Origin of the sequence: Haloarcula rara, from assembly GCF_029338235.1 — an archaeon.
GTDB lineage: Archaea > Halobacteriota > Halobacteria > Halobacteriales > Haloarculaceae > Haloarcula > Haloarcula rara.
Genome location: NZ_CP119785.1, coordinates 108,116 through 132,237, shown reverse-complemented (window position 1 = coordinate 132,237; position 24,122 = coordinate 108,116). Strand labels below are relative to the sequence as shown.

Here is a 24,122-nt window from a genome sequence, read left to right as displayed (position 1 = left end):
GGCTCAGTTCGAGGATTCCTCGCTGCCCACCCGGATTACCTGCAACAGCGAGTACACCGGGACGCCGTGGATGTCCTCGATGCCGCGTTTGTCGGCCAGCACGACGCAGGCAACGGGGTTGCCGCCCTGTTGCTGGATGGCCTCGACGGTCTCGGACATCGTGTTGCCGCTGGTGATGGTGTCGTCGACGACGTAGCAGTCCCGGTCGCGAATCTGGGCGAAGTTGCGGGAAAAGGAGCCGTCGGACGTGTCGCTCTCGTCGTCGTCCCACTGGTGTTTCGAGGGGGCGTAGGTCCCGAGGTCGGTGTCCAGTTCCCGCGCGACTGTCGTCGCCAGCGGCGCACCGGCCTTCTCGATACCGATGGTGAGGTCGACGTCCTCGCCCTGCTTCGAGAGCAGGTCGGCCATCGCACAGCCGATGTGGTGGAGGCGGCTGCTGTCCCGGCCCAGTGCGGACCAGTCGACGTGGATGTCGTGGGGCCCGCTCTTTGGGACCTCCTTCGGCGCCGCGCCGGTGCCGCTGCGCTCGACCAGCCAGCTCGCCGTCTCCCGGGAGACGTTCAGTTCGTCGGCGATTTCACCCTTGGAGAGCCCCCGCTCGGCGAGCTCCGCTGCGCTCTCGACGAGGTCGTCGATGTTCTTCATACGTTGCCTTCTGTCCGGTGGGGCTTAATAGGCAACGCCTTTGTGCCGCGTTCACGGCCGGACGCCGCCGGGTCGACGCGGCCGGTGGGCGCCCTCTCAGTTCGGTATCGTGAACAGGCGCTGTTCGCAGTTCGGACAGACCAGCACGTCCTCCGGTCTGGTATGGGGGTCGGTGTAGCCGCCACAGCAGGAGACGGCCGACGACTCGACCAGCGCCGTGGCGCAGTCGGGACAGCTATCGAGGAACATCCGGAAGGCGCGAGCGCCTGCGAGCCGGACCCGCCGGTCCTCGACCGTCCCGGCGAGCGCCAGGTACGCCGAAAGCTCCGCGACGACGACGGGCCGAGCGACCAGTCCACTGTCGACGACGAGCCACTCGCCGGTCTCGTCGACGTAGGTCTCGAGTTCGTCCGCGGTGGGCACCGTCTCGGCTGCCTCACGGGCGAGCGCCTCGAGCGGTTCGGCCGCCAGTCGGTCCATCTGCTCGCGCCAGTCGCTGTCGACCGCCGCCGTCGGGCGTATCAGGTCACCGTCCGCCTCGACGGCGCCGGCAGCAGCGAGCTCCTGCAGCACCGCCGTCCCGTCGACGTCCGTCCCCGTGAGGGACGCACTCTCGGGGATATCTCGCCCGGGGCCTTTGCCGAAGGGATCCCCCGGAAGCGGGACCGTTTCGACGAGCCGCGGCGCGAACTGGGGCGTGTACGGGACCACGTACCCCCGGACTGCAACGGCGGCGACACCGATGGCAGCAGCCGCCAGGGCCCCGACCCGCCGGTCCCGGTGGTAGAGCCAGAGCGCGAACAGTCCGACGAGGCCCAGATTCACCGACGTACAGGCCCAGCATCTGTTCGCACCGGTGTACTCCGAGCGGCGGATATCGTTCCACTTCATCGGTCGGCACCCGCCCGTCGTGTCGCTCCTGCCGTCTGCCACATACCGTGACGGTTCATGCGTTAGTATTTTACAACGTGCATTGTTATTGAATCGCACGGATTACCACCGCGACGACCGCCTGTGGCGTACCGAAGTATGGAAGTATCCACAATCACGTCTGAAAAATAACCGCGAGGGGTGTGAAAGATGGAATCAAGAGACAGATATCAATCGACAACCGAGCAGGGACACGAATGGACGACGACGAACTGACTGAGGTACTGGAGGACGCCGGCCTCTCCCCCTATCAGGCGGAGGCCTACGTCGCGTTACTGGGGCTTGGGACGGCCTCTGCGACGGATATCGCCGACGCCTCCGAGGTGCCGGACCCGCGCATTTACGACGTGTTGCGGGACCTCGAATCGAAGGGATACATCGAGACCTTCCAGCAGGACTCGCTTACGGCGCGGGCCCACGACCCCCAGGGTGTCCTCGAGAACCTCCGGTCGCAGTCGAGCAAGTATCTCGACGCCGCGTCGGACATCGAGGAGCGGTGGAACGAACCGGAGATGACCGACCACGAGGTCAGTATCGTCAAACGGTTCGACACGGTGCTCAAGCGGGCCAAAGAACTCATCTCGTCGGCGGACCAGCAGATACAGCTCGGCGTCGACACCGAGCAGTTCCGCGCGCTCCGGTCGGAACTGGCCGCGGCCCACGACCGGGGCGTCAATATCAAGCTCAGTATCTGTACCAGCCCTGACGACGACATCCCCGACGGCGCGGAGATAGAGGGCACCTGCACCGAGGCCCGCCATCGGGACATTCCCTCCCCGTTCCTGGTGCTGGTCGACCGCCGCTGGACCTGCTTTGCGCCCCATCAACAGTCGGTCAACGAGTACGGGGTCCTCGTCAACGACCGTACACACACGTACCTGTTCCACTGGTTTTTCCTCACTTGCCTCTGGGAGATATGGGAGACGGTGTACACCGTCAGGACGCCGGAGACGCCGACGACCTACGTGGACCTGCGCCATGCGGTCCGCGACCTGGAACCGATACTGTCGAAGGGCGCGACCGTCGAAGCGCGCGTCCAGGGATACGAGACCGATACAAAGGAGCCGGTCGACCTGACTGGTCGGGTCGTCGACATCGATTACACCGGGAGTTCCATGGGCCGCCAGGAGCCGGTCCCGCTGGCCCAGCTGGCCGGTCGCATCAGTCTCACCCTCGAGGCCGACGGCGAAGCGTACGACATCGGCGGCTGGGGCGCCGTCCTCGAGACTATCGAAGCCACCGAAATCACGATAACCGACGTCCGCTACGACTAGTCGGTCAGCGTCCGGCACTGGACGCTGCTCCCGCGACATAGTTTTTCGACCAGGACGAGGCTTATCCACCACTATATCGCGCGTCAGTCACTGTGTGTCGCCCGAACCGCGCGCGAGAAAAAATGACAGAACTGTTTTCGCGTTTAATAGTTCGTAGCCGCCGTGGCGGTCACACCGTTCTGGGTTGTTTATATAATGATTGTTAGCTTCAGTCAGTATTTATCAGTAACAATAGTTGTTGCCCGCCGACAGCGGACTCGTTAACAACGACTGTGGTTAATTATGGGCAATAGTTAAGTACCACCCAACAACAGAACTGAACAGATATGTCGCAGGATGACACGCGCGGCGTTCGCTCGTCAGGAGTATCGCGACGGCGGTTCGTTCAGGCCGCCGGAGTTTCGGGACTGACAGCCGGGCTGGCCGGCTGTGCGGACCTCATCGGTGGCGGCGGCGGCGGCGGTGGCGGCCGGACAGTCACCTGGGGTTTCGACCCAGTTGCGGTCCAGAACAACGGCGACGCGATCAAGGAGGCCCTCTACGACAACGGGCTCTCGGAGGACATCACGGTGGAGTTCGTCCCACGGGACCAGGACACCGGTGCGGCCCGGTCGAACTACAACCGACTGCTGAGCGCTGGCGAGACGGACCCCGATATGTTCCTGATGGACAACGGCTGGACGAACGTCTTCATCCAGCGCGGCCAGCTTCAGAACCTCTCGGAGGCGCTCCCCGAGGAACTGGTCAGTGATGTCTCGGACAACTACTTCAGCGCGTTCACCGACACGGCGCGGGACCCGGACAGCGGTGACCTCTTCGGCGTGCCGGTATTCCCGGACTTCCCGACGATGCAGTACCGCAAAGACCTCGTCGAGGATGCCGGCTACAGTCCCGAATCGAACAACTGGGCCACGGAGCCGATGACATGGGAAGAGTGGTCCAACATCGCGGAAGACGTCCAGGACAACGCCGACACGGAGTACGGCTTCACGACCCAGTGGGACATCTACGAGGGGACCGCCTGCTGTACGTTCAACGAGGTCATGTCCTCGTGGGGCGGTGCCTACTTCGGCGGGCCAGACAACCTCTTTGGCCCCATCGGCGACCGGCCTATCACGGTCGACTCCGAGGAGGTCATCAACTCGCTGAACATGATGCGGAAGTTCGTCCACGACGAAGACGTAGAGAGCCGGTTCGAGAGCTACGGTGGCGGATTCACTCCGACCGACATCCTCGGCTGGATCGAAGAGGACTCCCGAACGCCCTTTGCGGAGGGTAACTCCGTCTTCCACCGCAACTGGCCCTACTCGCTCGCGCTCACCGGCCGGAACCCGGACGAGACCGACGAGCCCGCACTGGGCGAGGACCTCGGCGCGATGCCGATGCCGTATGCGGTCCCCGAGAGCGAGGCGGCCCAGCCAGGCACCGGCGGCTCTACGGCCGCCCTCGGTGGCTGGCACATGACCGTCAACCCGAACATCAACAACCAGGAAGACGTCGTCGAGGTCGTCCGCGCCGCGATGGAACCTGACTTCCAGTTGACGCTGCTTTCCGTCCAGGGATGGCTCCCGCCCCGACCCGAGCTGTTCAGCTCCAGCGAAGCCCAGGACGTCGACGTCGTCGGCCGGTACATGGACACGCTGCAGGTCGCCGGGAACAACACGATGGCCCGTCCGGTCACCGCTGTCTGGAGCGACCAGTCGAGCAAGATCGCCCAGCAGGCCAACCGCGCCGTCGGACAGGACGCCTCCTCCGCCGACGCGATGGCGACCCTGCAGAGCTCCCTCGAAAACACTGAGTCCCAGTAAGCGTCTATAGATTGAAACGTAAAACCCACAATTAATTATTATGGTAACGGCTAGATACGGAGGAGCACGTAGATGAGCACCGAGACGGGCCGCGAGTCGCGCCGCTCGGGCGTACTCGTCGACGCCATGCGGTGGATGGAGAACTTGAGCGATACGCAGTACGCGTATCTGCTCCTCGTTCCCGTGTTCATCCTACTCGGTGTCGTCGCGCTGTACCCGCTCCTCCGGACTTTCGAACTGTCGCTGTACGCGTCGTCGCTCGACCTGGCCGGCAGGAGTTTCGTCGGTATCGACAACTACGTCCAGCTTTTCACCGGCGGGAAAAACCGCTTCCTTCCCGGTGGAACGACGTTCATCCCGTCGTCGCTGTCACTGACTGCCCTGCTCAACAGCGCGCTGGTCGTGACGATTATCTTCGCCGTGGTGAGCGTCGCCTTCGAGACGGTGATCGGACTCGGACAGGCGCTCATCCTCGACCAGGACTTCACTGGACGAAAATGGGTCCGTGCGGCCATCATCATCCCGTGGGCTGTGCCCATCGTCATCCAGGGGATGATATTCTTCCTGATGTTCAACTCCAACGTCGGCTTTGCGACGCCGCCGCTTGCCGACCTCGGATTGCTGGCGCCGACGAACACGCTGAACGACACCGCGAGCGCGACGTTCATCATCATCGTCGCCGACATCTGGAAGACCTCGGCGTTCATGGCGCTGCTCATCCTCGCCGGGCTCCAGAGCATCGACCGCGGCCTCTACGACGTGGCGAAGGTCGCGGGCGCGAGCAAGTGGCAGCAGTTCCGACTCATCACGTTCCCGCTCATCCTGCCGACCATCGGGGTCGCCGTGTTGTTCCGCTCCGTGCAGGCCATGCGGGTCTACGGCATCATCGACACCGTGTCGAGCTGTTCGGTCGTCCCGTCGCTGTCCTGCATGGTCGTCGCGACGTTCAACACTCGAGAGGGAACTGCCGCCGCTATCGCCTTCGTCACGGCCGCCATCATCGGTGCCGCCGTGATGGGGCTCATCCTGTGGCAAGGGGAGGACGCGATCTAAAATGGCTACGACAACAGACCATAACAGTAGCGAGGGACCGCTGGCACGGTGGACGCAATCCGCTATCCAGAACCCGGAGAAGGTGTACCGAGCGCTGTTCTACGTCGCAATGGCATTCTTCCTCGTGACGACGCTGTTCCCGTTCTACTGGCTGCTCGTCCTCGCGGTGACCCCATCGGGGAACCTGCTGGCTGGGAGCTTCCTGCCGGAAATAAACCTCTTCGGCGTCAGCACGACGTTCCCGCTGCCGGTACCCAAAGGGTTCAACCCGCAGGCGTTCATCACCGTCTTCGAGCAGGTCCCGTTCCACCTGTACATGCTGAACAGCTTCGCGCTGGCCGTGACGACGACGGTCATCGTCATCGTCGTGGCGAGTCTGGCGGGCTACGTCTTCGGCCGACTGCGCTTCCCCGGCCGGGCGTTCCTGATGCTCGGCATCCTGGCGGTCAGCTACTTCCCGCCCGCAGCCTTCGTCATCCCGCTGTTCCAGGCCTTCGCCGGGAACGCGCCGATAACGCTGCCGTTCACCGAGATTCCGCTGTTTACCCCGCCGCGCCTGCTGAACACGCCCGGGTCGATGGTGTTGCCGTTTAGCGCGCTGTTCATGCCGTTGTCTATCTTCATCCTCACGACGTTCTACGGCCAGATTCCAGACGGCTTAGAGGACGCCGCTCGCGTCGAGGGGACGACCCGCCTGGGCGCGCTGTTCCGGGTCATCATGCCGCTTTCGGCCCCCGGTGTGGCGACGGCCGCCGTCTTGACCTTCATCGCCGTCTACAACGAGTACTTCTTCAGTTCGATTATGGCGACCTCGACCGAGGCGGCCAGGTGGTCGCCCATCGTCGGTGGTATACTCAGCTACCAGACCCAGTACACCACGCAGTTCAACCTCATGGCGGCCGCAAGTATCGTCGGCGTCCTGCCGGTCGTGATACTCGTCATCGTCGCTCAAGAGCGCATCGTCAGCGGACTGACCTCGGGCGCACTCAAAGAATAACAATGGCAAAACTCAAACTCGATAACGTCACGAAACGCTACGACGACCAGGGCGATGTAGTCACCGCGGTCGACGACATGAACCTCGATATCGACCACGGGGAGTTCATCTGCTTTGTCGGCCCCTCCGGCTGTGGGAAGTCGACCACCATGGAGACCATCGCCGGACTGACCATCCCCACCGAGGGGACGATACACATCGGCGACCGCGACGTCACCAACCTCCCCCCGAAGGACCGCGGCATCGCGATGGTGTTCCAGAACATCGCGCTGTTTCCGCACATGGACGTCTACGACAACATCTCCTTCGGGCTGCGGCTCCGGGACTACCCAACCGACGAGATCGACCGCCGCGTCGAGCACGCGGCCGACATCGTCCAGCTAGAGGGGATGCTCGGGCGGATGCCCGAGGAGATGTCGGGCGGCCAGCGCCAGCGCGTCGCCATCGCCCGCGCCATCGTGCGCGAGCCTGACGTCTTCCTGATGGACGAGCCCCTGGCAAACTTAGACGCCAAGCTCAAGGTCCACATGCGGACCGAACTCCAGCGCCTGCACAAGGAACTGGACACCACCATCATCTACGTCACCCACGACCAGGAGGAGGCGATGACCCTCTCCGACCGCATCGCCGTCCTCAACAGCGGCAGCCTCCAGCAGATAGCCCCGCCGCTGACCTGTTACAACGAGCCGGACAACCTCTTCGTCGCTGGCTTCATCGGCTCGCCGTCGATGAACTTCGTCGAGGGGACCGTCGAGGGAGACAGCATCGTGACCAAGAACTTCTCGCTGGACTACGACCCCTCGACCGCCGACGGCATCGCCGCCGGCGACGAGGTGACCATCGGCATCCGGCCGGAGGACATCTATCCCAGCGCACTGCGCGACGAGGTTTCCGATCCCTCTGAGCTCATCGACGCCCGGACGGATATCCTCGAGCCCATGGGCGACGAGATATTCGCCTACATGCTGCTGGGCGAGGGCGAGACCTCGATGTCACAGGAGCAGGCCACCAACGACCAGTTGCTGATGAGCATCGACCCCGACTCCGACATCGACGAGGACGAGCAACTCCAGGTAGTCATCGACCGGAGCAAGGTCCACCTGTTCGACACCGCGACGGGTGAGGCTATCACCCACTCGCTCGAGGCGGCCTGGAACAGCGAGGGCGTGACCGAGAGCGAGGCCGAATCGGACGACTAATCATGGAATCGACACTCATCGCCACGGTCTACTGGGGCGGGATGCTGGCCCTGTTTTTCTTCTGGGCGTACGGCATCGCGTCGTTCGCGCTGGACCTGAAGAACAAGATTATCCCCGGTATCGTCCGATATCGACGCGGTCGACGGGCCGAGAAAGCCAAAGCGGAACGCGAGCAGGAACGTGACGAGCGCGAACAACAGCTGTACTAACCGGAGTAATATCAGTCTCCGGTTCCTTTCCTAACATAATGAACGAGGAACATACAATCAAGCTGGGCGTTATCGGTCTCGGAAACATCGCCCGACTGCACTGTGACCGCCTCCAGAAGGCCGGCTACGGCGACGTCATCGCTGCCGGACTGGACGTCGACCCGGATGCGCGTGGGCGCTTTGCCGCGCAGTACGACGCGACCGTCTACGAACGACAGGCCGACCTCTACGCGGACGTCGACGCAGTGCTGGTGACGACACCCAACAAGTTCCACGAGGAGTACGTCGTCGGCGCGCTCGAAGCGGGCCTGGACGTGTTCGTGGAGAAACCGCTGGCCCACACCGTCGGCAGCGCAGAGCGAATCGCCGAGGCCGCGCAGGCGGCCGAGGGGTTCTGCATGGTCGGGTTCCACAACCGCTTTCGGAACCCGGTCCAGGCCCTGCTTGGCTACCGCGACGACGGGACGATGGGCGAGCTCGACCACATCGAAGCCAACTACCTGCGTCGACGCGGCGTCCCCGGCCGCGGGTCGTGGTTCACGCGCAAGGCGCTGGCCGGCGGCGGCGCCCTCATCGACATCGGCGTCCACGCTATCGACCTCTCGCTGTTTCTGCTCGACTTCCCGGAGGTCGTCGAGGTCACCGGCCAGACCCGGGCGACATTCGGCAGCCGCTCGGAGTACGCCTATGTGGACATGTGGGGCGAGGACCACGGCTCCTCGGGGTTCGACGTCGACGACTCGGCCTCTGCCTTTATCCGGTGTGCCGACGGCTCGACTATCGCCCTGGAGGTGGCGTGGGCGTCCAACCGCCCCAACAGCCAGGAGTACGTCGTCCGCGGCTCCGACGCCGGTGCCAAACTCGACCTGAGCAGCGACGAGATGGAGCTGTACGAGACCGTCTCGACCGGCGTGGACCACCACCGGACCTCTCAGGTCGAGACCGCGACCGACGACGCACACGGCATCGAGTTGGAACGCTTCGTCGAGAGCGTCGCGGCTGGCGAACCGCCAGGCACGAACACCGTCGAGCAGGCACTGACCGTCCAGCGGGTGCTGGACGCCATCTACCGCTCCAGTGAGGACGGCCAGGCCGTCTCATTGTAACCACCATGGACAATTTTAACCATGCTTCGACGGAGGTTCAGGTATGAAGGCAATCGGTGTCACTCGCGAGGGCGAGGGTGTGGAGCGACTCGACGTAGCGCGGCCGGAACCGGCCGAGGGAGAGGCACTTGTAAGAACCCTCCGCGTCGGTGTCGACGGCACCGACCACGAGGTCCTCGCCGGCTCACACGGCGGCTACCCCGAGGACTCGGACCACATGATTCTGGGCCACGAGGCCGTCGGCGTCGTCGAAGACGGCAACGGCTCCGGGCTCGAAGCGGGGCAGGTCGTCGTGCCGACCGTCCGGCGGAAACCAAACGGGGAGACAAACGAGTACTTCCGGCGCGGCGAGCCCGATATGGCGCCCGACGGCGAGTACGTCGAGCGCGGTATCGTCGGCGACCACGGCTTCATGGCGGAGTATTTCACCTCGCCGGCCGACACCCTCGTGCCGATTCCCGAGGAACTGGCGGAGTACGGGATGCTGGTCGAACCCATCTCCATCGCCGAGAAGGCAAACGACCACGCGTTCTCGACCCGGGCGCCCTTCGAATGGCGGCCAGAATCGGCCTGTGTCCTCGGTAACGGCACGCTCGGCCTGCTGACGCTGTGGATGCTCGGCCGTGAGTTCGACCGCACCTACTGTGTCGGGCGCAGGGACCGCCCCGACCCGACCGTCGACGTCATCGACGAACTCGGCGCGACCTACGTCGACTCCCGCGAGACCAGCGTCGAGGATATTCCCGACGCCCACGAGGCCGTCGACTACGTCTTCGAGGCCACCGGGTACGCGCCCCACGCCGTCCAGACCGTCCACGCCCTCGCGCCCAACGGCGTCGGCGCCCTGCTCGGTATCCCCGGCCCCTGGGAGTTCGAAATCGACGGCGGGGCCCTCCACAAGGAAATCGTCCTGCATAACAAGTGTCTCATCGGCACGGTCAACTCCCACGTCAAGCACTTCGAGGCCGCCGTCGACACCCTCGCGGCGATGCCCGACTGGTTGCTCGATGACCTCGTGACGACGGTGGCGACACCCGAGAACGTCCCAGCGGCCTTCGAGGACGACGACGACCAGATAAAGGGCGTCGTCGAGTTCGACACGCTGTAGGACGTCCCAGCGACAGTTGTCCTGCCGGCTGGTCCCGGTTTTCGACTGTAAGGGTACGGGCACTGACCATGGTGTTCCGAACTTCTTTGTAGCGCTCCGGCCAACTCACGCCCGTATGCCAACCGACGACCTTGAGGCGGCACTCGACGAGGTCATCTCGCGGTTCAACCTCGGCGAATACGAGATTACCGCGTATCTGGCGGTGCTCCAGCACGGGGAGCTGACCGCCTCGGAGATAGCCGAGCGGACGGATATCCCCCAGCCCCGGGTGTACGATACCGTCCGGAGTCTCGGGGAGGTCGGGCTGGTCGAACTCAAGGAGTCCCGGCCGATGAAGGTGCTCGCCATCGACCCGCGCGAGTCCTTCGGCGACATCCAGAACTCGCTTGACGAACTCGTCTCTGACCTCTCCGCTCGCTACACTGCGCCGGCCCGCGAGCCCGAAGCCGTCTCCCTGGTCAAGTCAAGGCCCACTATCTTGCGCTATCTGGCGGACATCATCGACGCCGCCGAGTACGAACTCATGCTCTCGCTGACGCCGTCGCTACTGGAGCGCTTCGAGAGCACGCTCCGGGGCCGGCGGGAGGCGGGCATCGCCACCGAGATTCTGCTGTCGCCGACCGCAGACGCTCCTGACCCGGCCGACTTCGATTACGACGCCGTCGCGACCAGGGTGAAGGGGCGCCGGGGCATCACGACCCCCGTGGTGGCCGTCGCCGACGGGGAGTACTCGATGTACGCGACCCGGGAGTCGGTCCGTGGCGCGGCCGACCGCTACGGCGTCATCTTCAACCGCTCGGAACTGGGCTTTCTGGTCTCGGCCTTCCTCAACACCGTCCTCTGGACGACGGCCGACGAGCTAGCAAGCGACGATTCGGAGCTTCACTTCCCGCGCCGTTACGGTACCATCCGACGGTGTATCTCCGACCTGGCAGCACTCGACGGGGAGTTCTACGCCACGATCGAGGGCCGCGAGGTCGAGTCGGGCGAGAGCTGGGTCGTCGAGGGCCGTGTCGAGGAGGTCTCGTTCGGACCGAACCGCGAGGTGGCGACGCTTGTCGTCATGACCGAGGACGGGCCGGTCGACGTCGGCGGACAGGTCGCCGCCTACGAGGACATCGAGGCCTACGAGATACGGGTCGGCAGAGACGCCCCGCCGTCGGGGTGAGTGGCGGCGTCCTGTCGGCTTCCTGTCGGGATTTTTGGCGAACCTAAAAATACTAAAACCCCCGCGAGAGAGGTAGCGTAATGAGTCCACAGCAGTCCACCGAGACCGATTCGGAGTACACGTTCGACGACCTCGCAGTCGTGATGGGCACGTACAACGAGGAAGACGCTATCGCCACTGTCCTCGAGGACATCGACTCGGTCACCGACGGCCGAGCGGAAGTGGTCTGTGTCGACGGCTCCAGCGACCGCACGCCCGAGATCGCCCGCGAGCACGGCGCGACGGTCATCGAACAGGAGCCACAGGGGTACGGCGTCGCCGTCCGTGCGGCCGTCCTGGCGCCCGACCGACCGGTCGTCGTCACCACGGACTGCGACGACACCTACCCGATGGAGCGCCTGCCCGACTTCCTCGCGGAGATAAACGACGGCGCCGACGTCGTCAGCGGTGACCGACTCTACTACGGGGCCGAGGAGATGCCGGGGCTGAACAAGCTCGGTAACGAGCTGTTCGCGCTGCTTGCCTCCGTCGCGATGGGCGAGCGCGTCCACGACACGACCACCGGGATGCGGGCCTACCGTCGTGACCTCCTCCACAAGATTCGCTGGACGGAGAACACCGGCCTCTCCGCCGAGCTGCTGATGCGGCCGCTGATGCGGGGCTACGACGTGCGCGAGCGCCCCATCGAGTACGACGAGCGGAAAGGCGAGACGAAACTGGACCCCTTCGAGGGCGGTGCGGCAATCGCCAAGTCCATCCTGAAAGTCGCGTTCGAAGAGCGGCTGCGGTGACGCCATACTGGGTGACGCCGGGTCACTCTCGAATCCGTGAACGGGGATTCCCTCGCGGCATGCAGAACATTTATCAAGGCTATATACTCAGATAAATTTACATGAGTAAACAAGCAATATTCACTCGACGCGCACTACTGACGGTGGGCGCGGGGGCCTGTGCCGCGCTGGCCGGCTGTGGCGGCGACGGCGCACCCACCGAGACAGCACCCGGAACCGACGCCGAGCAGCAACCCACGGACAGCCCAGGGAGCGATACGGTGGATGGTTCCGGGGCGGTCGAATTCGACTACCCCTCCGGGACGAGCGAGTCAGGCGTCGAGAACGAGACGTTGCGGTTTGCTCACCAAGAGAAAGTGGAGGCAGCCGGCTCGGCCACCCGGACGACCGAGAGCACGCACGGGAGTTTGGCCACAACGGATGTCGAAAAGTTCGACGACGAGGGTAATCTCTTCTCAGAGTATCGCGGTCAGCTGGTGACACAGCAGAGCTGGGTCCCAGCCGACGAGGATGTCGAGTACGTCCGAGTAGAGAAAGGCGACCAGACGGCCTACCGAATAGAGGACCCGGTCGGCGGGACTGGCGGAGTCGCCACTCTGGGCGATACCTTCGTTTTCCTGGAGACCGTCTGGGGCCCCGCCGAGACGGTCGTCGAGACGGACGACGGCCCGGCGGTCAGATACGAGTCCGACGAAGTAGACACGGGGGATGAGAGGATCTCCAACACGATCAGTAGCTACGACGCGACGCTCACCGTCACAGAAGAGGGCTACATCCGTGAGTTCACCTTCGATGTCACTGAAGGGGAGTCCGGGGAGTCGACCGACCAGTCGATGACGACCACGTTGTCCGACGTCGGCGAGACAGACCTCTCCGTACCCACGTGGCTCGAGACAGCCCGGTCCGACGGTGTGCAGTTCGAAGCGTCGGTTCGGTCCGATGGCGCCGTCTTCGTCCTGTCGATGAAAAACGGGATGGTGCCCGCCGATGCGACGGTCGAACTCGAAGACGATCAGGCCAGGAAGAACGGGGCCCTGCTGACGTCGCTCTCGCCCGGCGACACACTGTACGTCGGGTTCTCCGAGAGCGACGAACTGTTGGTGCACACAGACGAGCCCCCGGCGGACGCGCGCTCCCTGAGCGGGCGAGCGGATATCAGCATCAAAGCCGACCTCCTGCTCTTTAAAGACTTCGCGGAGCCCTGAGGGCCACAGCGGCGACGGATTCGTCACTCGGGCGGCTGCTGGTAGCTCTCGGTCCCGCCGGGGTGGCCCTGCGGGTTCTCGATACCGACGAGCTCCCCGCCGGTGGGCGAGCTATAGAGCCCGTACACCAGTTCGTTGACCAGATAGTAGCGCACGCGTTCCCGGGGCGCGCCGTCGGGAATCGGGTCGGCCTCGGCGACGCCCATCGCCCGGAGCGTCGCGTCCCGTTTCACCGGCTCGAGGTCGGGAAAGCTGGCGTCTTCCCACTCCAGCGCGTAGCTGTTCAGCTCCGACAGCGCGTCGAGGACGCGGTCGGCGCGGTCCGTGTCGGCCCGCAACCGCCGGGACATATAGCCGTCGACGAACGATGCTACGCCGCTGACCTCGCTGGGGTAGACGGTCCTCGCGACCGCGTGTAACGTGGCCCGGTCGTGGCCGGTCACGAGCGGCTCGCCCTCCTCGTCGTTGCCAGCCCATTCGAGCAGCGCCGCGCCGCCGCCGACGGTGATGCCGGCCGCGCCGAGCGCTGTCAACACGTCGCGTCTGTCGAGTTCTTTCATCCTTGTCTCACCTCTGCGTCGAGTGTGATTTCGTCGCCGTGGCTTCCGGGTACGTAGGCGGCCTGCCCGCCACAGAGCCGCTCGGACCAGCACACCTCCATCCGTGGCGTCAGTGCTCGCACGCCCGTGGCCGTCTCGTTTACCGGCAGGGCCCAGCGGTACTTTACCGCTCTGTCTGCGCCGTAATCCACGAAGGCGACGACCGTCACAGTGCCCCGCTCCGGTGTCGGGACGCCGATACTGTCCTCGATGGCGTCACCGCTGAGCCGGCTCCGGTTCGCATCGGTGTCAAGCCGCAAGGAGAGTCGCGTCACGTCGGGCGTGGTGGTGTACTCGTTCGCGCTGGTGTTTGCCGTCCCGTTGTGTATCTGGACGGTGACCGACTCCGCGGCTTCGGGCACTGTGGCAGTTATCTCCGTGGTCACAGCCTCTCCGCTCGTGACCCGGACCCGCTGGAGCCGCGGCTCGACCGACTGGCCCAGGAACGGCGCCCACTGGCCCCGGTAGACGTAGCGGTAGTAGCTCCGGTCGGGATAGCTGTCGACGACGGCGAACTGCTGGCGCTGCATGGCATACACCGTCTCGCCGTCGAACTCGGGGTCGTTGCGAAGCATTTGAAACGGGTGATTGAGCCAGTTGCCGTAGGTCCGCGGGAGGAAGACGACGCTGTCGTCCAGCTCCCGGCCGTCGAAGGGCTCGTAGGTCTGTTCGTACTGCCGGGTCACGTCGTAGTTCTCCTCGACCGGCGCAGCGACGGCGGCGACGGCGACGCTGCCAGCGAGTGCCGCGCCAACGAGCAACAGCGCGGTCACGGCCGGCCTCGCCCGGTCGGCGCTCACTTGGTTCGGCAGCGTCTCGCGGGCCCACGCGACGGCGGCAAGCAGGCCGACGGCGCCGAAGGCGACGACCGGGACGAGCAGGTCGGTGTGGTAGTAGGGCCCGAAGGAGGAGACGAGTCCGTCCGAGGGGTCCGCGAGCGCACCGAGGATGTTCAGGTTCCCCCAGAAGAGTAGGTTCCCCAGGGGGACGCTCAGTCCGACGCCGGCGAGCGCGAGCTGGCGGTCGTCGAATCCACGCCTGCGGACCGTCCGGAGTCCCACCAGTGCGGCGAGTATCCCGAGCGGACCGGCGACGACCCACTCCGTCGCGAACAGCCACAGCACCTCCGCGTTGGCCCGCAACGACAGCTGTGGCGTGAAGGTCCGCGAATAGCCCGCAATCTCACGGTAGCCAAATCCCAGCCCGTCAAGCGGCGCAAACGCCTGGTAGGGGAAGACGGTCGGGTGGCCGGTCAGGACGGCGTTGTATCCCAGCGTGACCGCGACGCCGACCAGGCCGAACAGCGCGGTCAGCCCGACCCGGTCGAGGACCGCTCGCCCCTGCTCGCGGAGCGTCCAGAGCGCGTGCAATATAAACGGCGTCGCAAACAGCACCGCCGTGTACGGCCGCGTGAAGAAAGCGATACCGACGGCCAGCCCCGCGAGTGTCGCGGTCCGGCGGCTCCCGGTCCGGTCGGCGTGGAGGTACGACGCCGCGAAGGTGAGATTCCAGAACAGCGCCGGCACGTACGAGAGGAATATCGAGGCTTCAACGACGAACAGCGGGGAGGCGAGCATCAGTACCGTCGCGAGGACGCCGGTCCGTGCGTCGAAGGCCTCCCGGACGGTGTGGTAGGTCCCGACCAGCGCCCCGGTCGCGATGAGGCCGAGCGCGATTCGATACCCGCCCAGCAGCTTCCCGACGGCGAACATCGCCGCCGTCGGTGGGGTGTACTTCGAGTACAGACCCTGCCCGCTCTCGACGAAGAACCACGGCCGGAACGGGCCGTCGACGGGCGGTCTGAGATAGAGCTGCCCTTCAAGCAACATCGCGGCCTGCTGGAGGTAGACCGCTTCGTCGTGGTTGCTCGTGTGGTACGGAAAAACGACGTGTGCGAGTGTGTAGACGACGACCCCGCCGAGGAGCGCGACGAGCGCCGCCTGTACACGGGGTCGCCGCAGGCGAGTCATTCGGCGGGATACCAGGCCAGTTCGTGGTCGGCGACGAGGTCGACCTCGACCGGCTGGCCGGCCTCGAACGTCTCGACGTGGTTGTGCATACAGTGGACCACGTCGCCGCTGTGCAGCTCGACCCGGTAGATGAAGTTGGGGCCGTTGTACTGGCGGTGGACGACGTAGCCGTCGGCTTTCGGCTCGCTGGTCGGCATCGCCTGCAGGTCGTCCGGGCGCACCAGCACGTCTATCATCGCGCCGTCGTATGCCTCGATTGGGCCGTTGAGTAGTTCGAGACCGAAACTGCCCAGCCCGGTCTCGAGCCTGTCGGTGACCCGTGCCGAGAGGAAACTCGCCTGCCCGAGGAAGCTCGCGACGAAGCGACTCTCGGGGTTCTCGAACACCTCGCCGGGGTTGCCCACCTGGGCGATGTCGCCGTCGTTCATGATTGCGACGCGGTCGCTGATAGAGAGGGCCTCCTCCTGGTCGTGGGTCACGGAGATGGCGGTGACGCCGGCCCGCTTGAGGATGCGTCGGACCTCCTCGCGCATCTCGACGCGCAGGCGGACGTCGAGGTTGGAGAACGGCTCGTCGAGCAGGAGGACGTCCGGCTCGGGGGCCAGCGACCGGGCCAGCGCGACCCGCTGTTGCTGGCCGCCCGAGAGCTGGCTGGGCATCTTCTCCTCGTGTGCCTCGAGATCGACGAGTTCCAGCAGCTCGGCGACCCTGGCGTCTGTCTCGTCGCTTTCGAGTTCGTCGAGTCCGAAGGCGATGTTCTCGCCGACGGTGAGATGCGGAAAGAGGGCGTAGTCCTGGAAGACGATGCCCACGTCGCGCTCTTCGGGCTTTTTGTAGGGGCCGTCCGCGTCGGCGGTCACTGTCTCCCCGGCGATGGTGATAGAGCCCGCAGACGGTTCTTCGAGCCCGGCAATCATCCGGAGCGTGGTCGTCTTCCCACAGCCGGAGGGCCCCAGAAGGGTCAGTAGCTCCCCGTCCTTGACCGACAGGGAGAGCTCCTCGACGGCGGTCTCACGGCCGTAATCCTTCGACACGCCGTCGATAGAGAGGACGGTCCGCTCCGGGTCGTCGACCGCCGTCTCTACCGTTTCGAACTCGGAAATCCGCTGTGATGGTTTCTGTGTTCCCATGTTAGGCCTCCTGTCTGAGGATGATGAGCATCGAGAGTCCCGAGACGCCGACGAGAATCAGCGCCGGGACGGCCGCCTGTCCTTGATATGCTGCTCCGCGGACCAGCCAGATGTACGTTACGATGGTCTCGAAGCCGATAGGGCGTAACATTAGCGTCGCCGGCAGCTCTTTCATCGTCGTCAGGAAGACGAGCGCGGCGCCGGCGGCGATACCGGGCGCGACCAGCGGCAGGACGACCTTCCGGAACGACGTTATCGGCCCGTAGCCCAGCGAGCGGGCCGCCTCGATGTAGCTGGGGTCGACCTGCAGCACCGAGGACTCGGTCGTGCCGACGGCCTGCGGGAGAAAGCGGACGACGTAGGCGAACACGAGCACGAAGAGGCTCTGATAGAGGAACGGGACGAAACGTAGCGAGAGGTAGATGAGCGAGAGCCCGATGACGACGCCGGGGACGGCGTAGCCGACGTAGGACACCCGCTCGGGCAGCGAGGAGAGCGTCCCGTCGCCCCGGGCCGAGAGGTAGGCGATGGGGAGCGCGAGGACGACACAGAGCGCGGCCGCGCCGGCCGCGAGCGTGACCGAGTTCGTGACGTGCTGGGCCTCGAAGACGAACCCCTCCGGCGCCGCCCCTGTCGACCGGACCAGCCAGAGTCCGAGGATGCCGATTGGCAGCGCCAGACAGAGCGTGGCGATGAGAGCACAGAAGCCCATCGCGGGCAGTTTCCAGTAGCCCAGTTGTATCTCGCCGGCCCGGCGGTCCCCGCTGGAGACGTACGCGCCGTCGCGGCTGGCGCCGATGCGAGACTCGACGGCGAGGATGGCCATCGCCATGACGAGCAAGAGCAGTGAGAGGACGGCGGCAGCGTCGATATTCCGGGACTGCTCTTCGATAAAAATCATGCGCGTGAACACGTCGTACCGCATGATCGCAGGTGTCCCGAAATCGGAGAGCGTATACAGCGCGACCAGCAGTGCGCCGGCGGCGATACCCGGCAGAATCTGGGGGAGTGTGACGCGCTTGAACGCGTCCCAGCGGCTCGCGTTCAGGGTGCGAGCAGCCTCGACGACCGTCCCGTCGAAAGAGATGAGTGACGCTCGCGTCGTCAGGAAGACATAGGGGTAGGTAAACAGCGTCAACACGAGGACTGCACCAGGGAGCCCGTAGATAGTCGGTATCGACTCGATACCGAGCGGCGCGAGCAGGTCCGCCAGCTCGCCGCGTGGGCCAAAAGCCGAGACGAACGCGAACGCGCCGATGTAACTGGGCACCACGAGCGGGAGCGCGGCGGTGACGGTCCAGAACCGCTTGAACGGGAGGTCAGTCTGGACCGTAAGCAGCGCTAGCGGGACGCCGATTGCGACTGACAGCGCAGTGACGGCAGCAACGAGGACGAGCGTGTTGACCGTCACCGCCGTCGTGGTCTCACGTGCGAGCAGGTCGATTATCCGGCCGGTCTCCATCTCGCCTGCGTGAATGAGCACCCAGGCGACTGGTGAGAGCAAGAGGAGCGAAATGGCCAACACGACGACGGCCAGGACCGTCGGCTCGTCGGCGTCGCGGTCTGCGACACTCGCTATCCTCCGAATTCGGTCCCAGCGGTCGCTTGCGCCCATTTCAGAGGACGCCGGCCTCTTCCATCAGGTCGACTGTCCCCTGCACGTCAGCGAGTTCTGTGAGGTCGATATCCGGCGGATTCAGGTCGTCGATAGAGGGGAGGTCTCCGACCGGCGACACACCCGATATCATCGGATAGGCGAACGTCCGGGTGGCGAAGAACTCCTGTGCTTCCGCTGAGAGGACGTGCCGGGCGAGGTTCTCGGCGAGTTCGGCCTTCTGGGTCCCGTCGAGAATCGACATGCCAGAGACGTTGACCAGCGCGCCCGCGTCACCCTCGGTGAAGTACAGGTCGAGGGGGGCGTTCGAACGACCAGAGCGGACCCGCAGTGCGTAGTAGTGGTTCGCAAAGCCGGCGGCCAGTTCGCCGTCCGCGGTGTTGTTCGAGACGGCGAACTCGTTGTCGTACTCGGTGACGCCGTGGTCCTGCATCGATTCCAGCCACGAGCGGGCGGCGTCGTCGTCCCTGTTGAGCCGCATCGCGGTAATAAAGGACTGGAAGGCACCGTAGGTGGGTGCCCATCCCATCGTCCCCTCCAGCGCCCCGGTGTCCGGGAACTCGCTTACCTTATCTGGGATATCGGACTCGGAGAGCTGGTCCGAGTTGTACGGAATCGCTCGGGCGCGGCCGGCGAAGCCGACCCAGCGGCCGTCGCCGTCCTGGAAGCTCCCGGGAACCGCGTCCAGTGCCTCGCTGGGCAGGGACTGGGTCGCGCCGGCTTTGGCGACGGCGCCGAGCGAGCCAGCGTCGACGGACATGAACACGTCGGCCTGCGTCGCGCCGGCGTCGTTCTCCTCGATTATCTGGTTTGCGAGGCTGGACGAGGCATCGAGTCGGTGGTTCACGGAGAAGTCGTCGTAGGCCTGCTCGAACAGGTCGAAGAGGTCGACGTAGAGACCGCCCTCGCCACCGCCAAGATAGACGGTGATTTCTCCTTCGAGCGGCGGGAGGTCCTCGATGGAAGTTCCGCCCGGTTCACCGCGGGATTCGACCAGCGGGCCCGAGCCCCGGAAGTCCGAGAGCGAGACGCCCACCTGGTTGCTGTCGTCGCTGAACAGGCCGAAACAGCCGGCGAGCGAGCCGGCAGCGGTCGCCCCGCCCAATGCGAGGAACCGTCGTCGGGAGGAACCGTGGTTTGAGTCAGTCATGGTTGGTTGAGTATGTTTTAGGTTTGCCTAAATGGTTTGCGTTTTCTAGTCGTCGGCCGCCGGGGGTGCCGGCTCGGGGGCTTCTGGGGTCGCTGTCTCCAGCGCGGTCAGGCAGTCGAGCCAGTCGCGCATGTACTCGCCGCAGTGGTTGAGGAAGGCGCCGTTCTCCCAGTCCTCGTAGTCCCCTTCGGCGAGCCGGTCGGCCATCGCCTGGAAGACCTCGCGGTAGGAGTCGGCGTCGTCGCCCACGGCGTCGACCTCTTCCCAGACGTGTTCGTTGAGTTCGAGCCCGTGAACCTCGTTCGTGAGGTCCGAAAACGTCGACCGCGGGGCCTTGTTGTGCTCACACAGCGGGTCGCCGTTGTATATCTTCCCGCCCAGCACGTCGCAGGCGCGTTTGAGGAACAGGCCCGACCAGATGTCGTCGAACCGGCCCACGCCCCACTCGTTGTCGTCCATCGGGAGCTGGTAGAACGCGGGGACGACCTCCCGACGGAAGGCCAGGTTCATCGAGCAGACGGTGAGGTAGTGCCCGTCGGCGGCGACGAAGTCGCCGTCGAAGTCCGCCGCCGAGGTGCGGGTCTGGGCCTGGCCCTCCAAGTCGCCGTCCATCAGGATACGGACGGCGTCCAGGTCCGGGACGTTCGTCCAGAGGCCCTGCGAGGCGACGACGCGCTCGACGTCGGCGGTGTCGGTCTCGACGGTCTCGTCCATCGCCGCGTAGGGGTAGCCACGCGGGTAGAGGCCGTGGTTGTCCTCGTTCTGGTAGAGGACGTTCACCCAGTTCTCGTCGGACTGGACCCGCTCGATTTCGCCCTCGAAGGCGAGGTTATCCATGTGGGTGCCGAAGAAGTCGACGGCCTCGTGGGGCGCGGTGTCGTCGTCGATGAAGACGCCGTAGTCGTAGTCGTGGGCCCAGAGATACAGCAGGCCGAAGGAGGTCTGGGCGTGACTCGCTGCGGGAACGAGATGCGAGAACTCCGAAATGCCCTGCTCGTCGTACCACTCCGCTCGCGCTTCGCCGTCGAAGACCGTCCCGTCGACGCCCTCCTCGTCGAGTATCGCCTGCATGGACTCGCTGTCACAGAAGTCCTCGGTGATGAGGACCACGAACAACCTATCCAGGTTGAACCCGTGCTCGCGGGCGTTTTGGAAGTATTCGCGCATACACTCGGGGTTCCGTATCGTCGGAACCATCACGCAGATGTCCTGCTCTGTCATGGTGCGAAGTCTTTAGGCATGCCTAAAAAGCGTTCTGTTTTAGGCTGGCCAAACAATCTGGGGCCTGGTTGAATATCCCAACCAATTTCCTACGTGAGTAATCACACACACTCGTTTGTGAAAGGATAGCGCGGTGATAATATTCTCGTGTCGGTGTTTACCCTCGTTTAAGGCGAACTATTATCTGGCTGTGCTTTGGGTCACTAGTCGAGCAATGACTACAGGAATCGACGGGGGTCGTCCTACGGGATGAACCTCGAAAACCAGACCTGCGTGGTCACTGGCTCCTCTCGAGGCATCGGTCGCGGCATCGCGACCGACCTCGGCGACCACGGGGCCAACGTCGTGGTCAACTACCGCTCCTCGGAGGCGGAGGCCCAGGCGGTAGTAGCGGAGATTCGCGAGAGCGGTGGCGACGCCATGGCCGCACAGGCCGACGTGGCCAAAGGCGAGGAGGTACAGGCGATGCGCGAGGCGGTCAACGACGAGTTCGGCAACGTCGACGTCCTCGTCAACAACGCGGGCATCACCATCGACAAGAAGTTCGAGAACATGACCCGGGAAGACTGGGACACAGTGATGAACGTCAACCTCGGCGGCGTGTTCAACTGCACCGACGCCTTCTACGAGGACCTCAAGCGCGCGGACCACGGGCGCCTCATCAACATCTCCAGTGTCGTGGGTCAGCAGGGCAACATCGGGCAGGCCAACTACGCGACCACCAAGTCGGGGCTGTTCGGCTTCACCCGAACGCTCGCACTCGAACTCGCACACACGGGCGCGACAGCGAACTGCGTGGCGCCGGGCTTCGTCGAGACGGATATGCTGGAGGAGGTGCCCGAGCGGGTCCAGGAGAAGATACTCCGGAATATCCCGCTGGACCGCTTTGCCACGGTCCAGGACATCGCGGGCATCGTCCGCTTCGTCGCCAGCGAGGAATCGAGCTACATGACCGGACAGGTGCTCGGCGTCAACGGCGGGATGGAGTGGTAAGATGAGCAAACAGGAAGAAGACGAGACGCCCGACGACCCGATAGAAGAGCTCCGGGCGAAGCGCCGCGAGGCCGAACTCGGCGGGGGCGAGTCCCGCATCGAGTCCCAGCACGAGAAAGGGAAGATGACGGCCCGCGAGCGCATCGACTTCCTCGTCGACGAGGACTCCTTCACCGAAGTCGACCCCTTCGTCGAGCACCGCTCGACGAACTTCGGGATGGAGGACAAGAAGTTCCCAGGGGACGCCGTCGTCACCGGCTACGGCGAGGTCGACGGCCGCAAGGTGTTCCTCTTCGCCCACGACTTCACCGTCCTCGGCGGCTCCGTGGGCGAGGTCGTCGCCGACAAGATATGCAAGGTGATGGACAAGGCCATCGAGAACGGCGTTCCCGTCATCGGGCTGAACGACTCCGGCGGGGCCCGCATCCAGGAGGGCGTCGACTCGCTGGTCGGCTTCGCCAAGATATTCGAGCGCAACACGAAAGCCAGCGGACTCATCCCACAGATTTCGGCCATCATGGGGCCCTGTGCCGGCGGTGCGACGTACTCGCCCGCGCTGACGGACTTCACGTTCATGGTGCAGGACACCAGCCACATGTTCATCACCGGGCCGAACGTCATCGAGACGGTCACGGGCGAGCAGGTCTCGAAGGAGGAACTCGGCGGGGCCAGCTCGCACTCCACGAAGTCGGGCGTTGCCCACTTCTCCTATCCCTCCGAGGAGGAGGCCCTGGAGAACATCCGCCGCCTGCTCTCCTATCTGCCCCAGAACAACATGGAGGACCCCCCGCGAGTCAAGCCGTGGGACGAACCGGACAGGGAAGTGCCGGAGGTAACGGATATCGTCCCGTCGGCGCCGCGCAAACCCTACGATATGTCGAAGGTCGTCGGCCGCATCGTCGACGAGGAGTCGTTCTTCGAGGTGCACAAGAACTGGGCGCGCAACGTCATCACCGGCTTCGCCCGGATGGACGGACAGAGCGTGGGCGTGGTCGCGAACCAGCCCCGCGTGAGCGCGGGGACACTGGACATCGACGCCGCCGAGAAGGCCGCTCGGTTCGTCCGCTTCTGTGACTCCTTTAACATCCCAATCCTCACGTTCGTGGACGTGCCCGGCTTCATGCCCGGCACCGACCAGGAGCACAACGGCATCATCCGCCGGGGCGCGAAGCTCATCTACGCCTACGCCGAGGCCACGGTGCCGTTGCTCTCGGTGGTGGTCCGGAAAGCGTACGGTGGCGCCTACATCGTCATGTCTTCGAAGTTCCTGGGCAGCGACGTCAACTACGCCTGGCCTGGCTCGGAGATGGCCGTGCTGGGTCCGCGGGGGGCCGTCAACATCCTCTACCGAAACGAGATCGCCGACGCCGACGACCCCGACGCCAAACGGCAGGAGCTGATGGACGACTTCCGCGAGGAGTTCGCCCACCCCTACGGCCCCGCAAAACGGGGCTACCTCGACGACGTCATCGAACCGAAGGACACGCGCAAGCGGCTCATCGACGACCTGGACCTGCTTTCCCGCAAGCGCGAGGACAGCCCGCCGAAAGACCACGGCAACATCCCACTGTAATGTCATCACTTGAAACGCCCGAAGACGGGACCGACACGGGGGAGACGGTGGAAGAAACTGCCGCCGAGACGAACCTCACGGTGTCGATTCCGGACGATGCGACCGAAGCAGAGGCAGCGGCTATCTCGGTGGCGGTCAGCGCACACATCACCGACCGACAGCGCGCCGCCGCGGCGGCAGCGGCCGCGAGCGACTCACCCGACTACGTCGACGAGTGGACGATGGCCGGCCGGCTGGGCCGGTTCGGCAAGAAGCGCCGGCCCCGCAACGTCGAACGAGGCGAGGAGTGGAAGGCGGCCGCGCGGGCGCGGTACTGACTGTCGGACCCTGACTACCCGATTTAATTCAACACTCTTTTGGATAATATTTCAGATAGCA

The 24,122-nt window shown here is 64.8% G+C and carries 22 protein-coding genes; 14 read left to right on the top strand and 8 right to left on the bottom strand.

Features of this window, described 5'->3' with window-relative positions; genetic code table 11:
• Positions 1-3 precede the first annotated feature (3 nt).
• A complete protein-coding gene (gene gfcR / locus P1K32_RS00735) occupies positions 4-645 on the bottom strand; it encodes a transcriptional regulator GfcR (RefSeq protein ID WP_276250821.1) in 642 nt (213 codons plus the stop codon).
• A gap of 96 nt (positions 646-741) precedes the next feature.
• Positions 742-1,536 (bottom strand): DUF8054 domain-containing protein, encoded by a 795-nt coding sequence (locus P1K32_RS00730; protein ID WP_276250820.1) that lies wholly within the window; start codon positions 1,534-1,536, stop codon positions 742-744.
• Between the two features lie 236 nt (positions 1,537-1,772).
• On the opposite strand from P1K32_RS00730, the gene P1K32_RS00725 reads away from it, so the two are divergent.
• From P1K32_RS00725 to P1K32_RS00675, 11 genes are all read left to right on the top strand, one after another.
• Positions 1,773-2,849 (top strand): TrmB family transcriptional regulator, encoded by a 1,077-nt coding sequence (locus P1K32_RS00725; RefSeq protein ID WP_276250819.1) that lies wholly within the window; start codon positions 1,773-1,775, stop codon positions 2,847-2,849.
• A 326-nt stretch (positions 2,850-3,175) separates the two neighbouring features.
• Positions 3,176-4,657 carry a substrate-binding domain-containing protein gene (locus P1K32_RS00720; protein ID WP_276250818.1) on the top strand — a complete coding sequence of 494 codons (1,482 nt, stop codon included), beginning with the start codon at positions 3,176-3,178 and terminating at the stop codon, positions 4,655-4,657.
• Between the two features lie 72 nt (positions 4,658-4,729).
• The gene (locus P1K32_RS00715) at positions 4,730-5,710 is read left to right on the top strand and encodes a carbohydrate ABC transporter permease (RefSeq protein WP_276250817.1); all 981 of its coding nucleotides are present in this window, start codon (positions 4,730-4,732) and stop codon (positions 5,708-5,710) included.
• A 1-nt stretch (position 5,711) separates the two neighbouring features.
• Positions 5,712-6,707, top strand: a complete 996-nt coding sequence (locus P1K32_RS00710; RefSeq protein ID WP_276250816.1) for a carbohydrate ABC transporter permease — start codon at positions 5,712-5,714, stop codon at positions 6,705-6,707.
• Positions 6,708-6,709: 2 nt separating this feature from the next.
• On the top strand, positions 6,710-7,906 hold the full coding sequence (locus P1K32_RS00705) for an ABC transporter ATP-binding protein (protein ID WP_276250815.1): 1,197 nt from the start codon (positions 6,710-6,712) through the stop codon (positions 7,904-7,906).
• Positions 7,907-7,908: 2 nt separating this feature from the next.
• Positions 7,909-8,115: a DUF8005 family protein gene (locus tag P1K32_RS00700; protein ID WP_276250814.1), complete on the top strand. Its 207-nt coding sequence runs from the start codon at positions 7,909-7,911 to the stop codon at positions 8,113-8,115.
• Positions 8,116-8,153: 38 nt separating this feature from the next.
• Complete coding sequence (locus tag P1K32_RS00695; protein WP_276250813.1) at positions 8,154-9,221, top strand: Gfo/Idh/MocA family protein; 1,068 nt, start codon at positions 8,154-8,156, stop codon at positions 9,219-9,221.
• A gap of 43 nt (positions 9,222-9,264) precedes the next feature.
• Complete coding sequence (locus P1K32_RS00690) at positions 9,265-10,329, top strand: glucose 1-dehydrogenase (RefSeq protein WP_276250812.1); 1,065 nt, start codon at positions 9,265-9,267, stop codon at positions 10,327-10,329.
• A gap of 115 nt (positions 10,330-10,444) precedes the next feature.
• Positions 10,445-11,497, top strand: coding sequence for an HTH-type sugar sensing transcriptional regulator TrmB (gene trmB / locus P1K32_RS00685; protein WP_276250811.1), 1,053 nt, complete (start codon positions 10,445-10,447; stop codon positions 11,495-11,497).
• A gap of 80 nt (positions 11,498-11,577) precedes the next feature.
• Positions 11,578-12,288 (top strand): dolichyl-phosphate hexose transferase, encoded by a 711-nt coding sequence (locus tag P1K32_RS00680; protein ID WP_276250810.1) that lies wholly within the window; start codon positions 11,578-11,580, stop codon positions 12,286-12,288.
• Positions 12,289-12,389: 101 nt separating this feature from the next.
• Positions 12,390-13,493, top strand: coding sequence for a hypothetical protein (locus P1K32_RS00675; RefSeq protein ID WP_276250809.1), 1,104 nt, complete (start codon positions 12,390-12,392; stop codon positions 13,491-13,493).
• A gap of 23 nt (positions 13,494-13,516) precedes the next feature.
• Here the strand turns inward: P1K32_RS00675 and P1K32_RS00670 are convergent, their stop codons facing one another.
• Genes P1K32_RS00670 through P1K32_RS00645 form a run of 6 tightly spaced genes read right to left on the bottom strand, consistent with a single transcriptional unit; the run spans position 13,517 to position 21,178 of the window.
• A complete protein-coding gene (locus P1K32_RS00670; protein WP_276250808.1) occupies positions 13,517-14,053 on the bottom strand; it encodes a gluconate 2-dehydrogenase subunit 3 family protein in 537 nt (178 codons plus the stop codon).
• Positions 14,050-16,062 carry an ArnT family glycosyltransferase gene (locus P1K32_RS00665; protein WP_276250807.1) on the bottom strand — a complete coding sequence of 671 codons (2,013 nt, stop codon included), beginning with the start codon at positions 16,060-16,062 and terminating at the stop codon, positions 14,050-14,052. Before P1K32_RS00665 ends, P1K32_RS00670 begins: the two co-directional genes overlap by 4 nt.
• The gene (locus P1K32_RS00660; protein WP_276250806.1) at positions 16,059-17,192 is read right to left on the bottom strand and encodes an ABC transporter ATP-binding protein; all 1,134 of its coding nucleotides are present in this window, start codon (positions 17,190-17,192) and stop codon (positions 16,059-16,061) included. The genes P1K32_RS00665 and P1K32_RS00660 overlap by 4 nt, the downstream gene beginning before the upstream one ends.
• A gap of 1 nt (position 17,193) precedes the next feature.
• Positions 17,194-18,807 carry an ABC transporter permease gene (locus P1K32_RS00655; protein WP_276250805.1) on the bottom strand — a complete coding sequence of 538 codons (1,614 nt, stop codon included), beginning with the start codon at positions 18,805-18,807 and terminating at the stop codon, positions 17,194-17,196.
• Position 18,808: 1 nt separating this feature from the next.
• A complete protein-coding gene (locus tag P1K32_RS00650; protein WP_276250804.1) occupies positions 18,809-19,957 on the bottom strand; it encodes an extracellular solute-binding protein in 1,149 nt (382 codons plus the stop codon).
• A 45-nt stretch (positions 19,958-20,002) separates the two neighbouring features.
• Positions 20,003-21,178, bottom strand: a complete 1,176-nt coding sequence (locus tag P1K32_RS00645; RefSeq protein ID WP_276250803.1) for an alpha-1 4-glucan-protein synthase — start codon at positions 21,176-21,178, stop codon at positions 20,003-20,005.
• 249 nt (positions 21,179-21,427) lie between these two features.
• Here P1K32_RS00645 and P1K32_RS00640 point away from each other — a divergent pair, with 249 nt between their 5' ends.
• Genes P1K32_RS00640 through P1K32_RS00630 form a run of 3 tightly spaced genes read left to right on the top strand, consistent with a single transcriptional unit; the run spans position 21,428 to position 24,061 of the window.
• Positions 21,428-22,171: a beta-ketoacyl-ACP reductase gene (locus P1K32_RS00640; protein WP_276250802.1), complete on the top strand. Its 744-nt coding sequence runs from the start codon at positions 21,428-21,430 to the stop codon at positions 22,169-22,171.
• 1 nt (position 22,172) lies between these two features.
• Positions 22,173-23,744, top strand: a complete 1,572-nt coding sequence (locus P1K32_RS00635; RefSeq protein WP_276250801.1) for an acyl-CoA carboxylase subunit beta — start codon at positions 22,173-22,175, stop codon at positions 23,742-23,744.
• Complete coding sequence (locus P1K32_RS00630) at positions 23,744-24,061, top strand: DUF8022 family protein (RefSeq protein WP_276250800.1); 318 nt, start codon at positions 23,744-23,746, stop codon at positions 24,059-24,061. Before P1K32_RS00635 ends, P1K32_RS00630 begins: the two co-directional genes overlap by 1 nt.
• The last annotated feature ends 61 nt before the right edge of the window (positions 24,062-24,122 follow it).

Bases quoted from the DNA above. Each gene is read 5' to 3' on its own strand.
- P1K32_RS00710 (WP_276250816.1), top strand. From the start codon at position 5,712: ATGGCTACGACAACAGACCATAACAGTAGCGAGGGACCGCTGGCACGG.
- P1K32_RS00725 (WP_276250819.1), top strand. From the start codon at position 1,773: ATGGACGACGACGAACTGACTGAGGTACTGGAGGACGCCGGCCTCTCC.
- P1K32_RS00635 (WP_276250801.1), top strand. From the start codon at position 22,173: ATGAGCAAACAGGAAGAAGACGAGACGCCCGACGACCCGATAGAAGAG.
- P1K32_RS00715 (WP_276250817.1), top strand. From the start codon at position 4,730: ATGAGCACCGAGACGGGCCGCGAGTCGCGCCGCTCGGGCGTACTCGTC.
- P1K32_RS00655 (WP_276250805.1), bottom strand. From the start codon at position 18,807: ATGGGCGCAAGCGACCGCTGGGACCGAATTCGGAGGATAGCGAGTGTC.
- P1K32_RS00665 (WP_276250807.1), bottom strand. From the start codon at position 16,062: ATGACTCGCCTGCGGCGACCCCGTGTACAGGCGGCGCTCGTCGCGCTC.
- P1K32_RS00695 (WP_276250813.1), top strand. From the start codon at position 8,154: ATGAACGAGGAACATACAATCAAGCTGGGCGTTATCGGTCTCGGAAAC.
- P1K32_RS00730 (WP_276250820.1), bottom strand. From the start codon at position 1,536: ATGAAGTGGAACGATATCCGCCGCTCGGAGTACACCGGTGCGAACAGA.
- P1K32_RS00660 (WP_276250806.1), bottom strand. From the start codon at position 17,192: ATGGGAACACAGAAACCATCACAGCGGATTTCCGAGTTCGAAACGGTA.
- trmB (WP_276250811.1), top strand. From the start codon at position 10,445: ATGCCAACCGACGACCTTGAGGCGGCACTCGACGAGGTCATCTCGCGG.
- P1K32_RS00670 (WP_276250808.1), bottom strand. From the start codon at position 14,053: ATGAAAGAACTCGACAGACGCGACGTGTTGACAGCGCTCGGCGCGGCC.
- P1K32_RS00720 (WP_276250818.1), top strand. From the start codon at position 3,176: ATGTCGCAGGATGACACGCGCGGCGTTCGCTCGTCAGGAGTATCGCGA.
- P1K32_RS00700 (WP_276250814.1), top strand. From the start codon at position 7,909: ATGGAATCGACACTCATCGCCACGGTCTACTGGGGCGGGATGCTGGCC.
- P1K32_RS00690 (WP_276250812.1), top strand. From the start codon at position 9,265: ATGAAGGCAATCGGTGTCACTCGCGAGGGCGAGGGTGTGGAGCGACTC.
- P1K32_RS00680 (WP_276250810.1), top strand. From the start codon at position 11,578: ATGAGTCCACAGCAGTCCACCGAGACCGATTCGGAGTACACGTTCGAC.
- P1K32_RS00640 (WP_276250802.1), top strand. From the start codon at position 21,428: ATGAACCTCGAAAACCAGACCTGCGTGGTCACTGGCTCCTCTCGAGGC.
- gfcR (WP_276250821.1), bottom strand. From the start codon at position 645: ATGAAGAACATCGACGACCTCGTCGAGAGCGCAGCGGAGCTCGCCGAG.
- P1K32_RS00630 (WP_276250800.1), top strand. From the start codon at position 23,744: ATGTCATCACTTGAAACGCCCGAAGACGGGACCGACACGGGGGAGACG.
- P1K32_RS00645 (WP_276250803.1), bottom strand. From the start codon at position 21,178: ATGACAGAGCAGGACATCTGCGTGATGGTTCCGACGATACGGAACCCC.
- P1K32_RS00705 (WP_276250815.1), top strand. From the start codon at position 6,710: ATGGCAAAACTCAAACTCGATAACGTCACGAAACGCTACGACGACCAG.
- P1K32_RS00675 (WP_276250809.1), top strand. From the start codon at position 12,390: ATGAGTAAACAAGCAATATTCACTCGACGCGCACTACTGACGGTGGGC.
- P1K32_RS00650 (WP_276250804.1), bottom strand. From the start codon at position 19,957: ATGACTGACTCAAACCACGGTTCCTCCCGACGACGGTTCCTCGCATTG.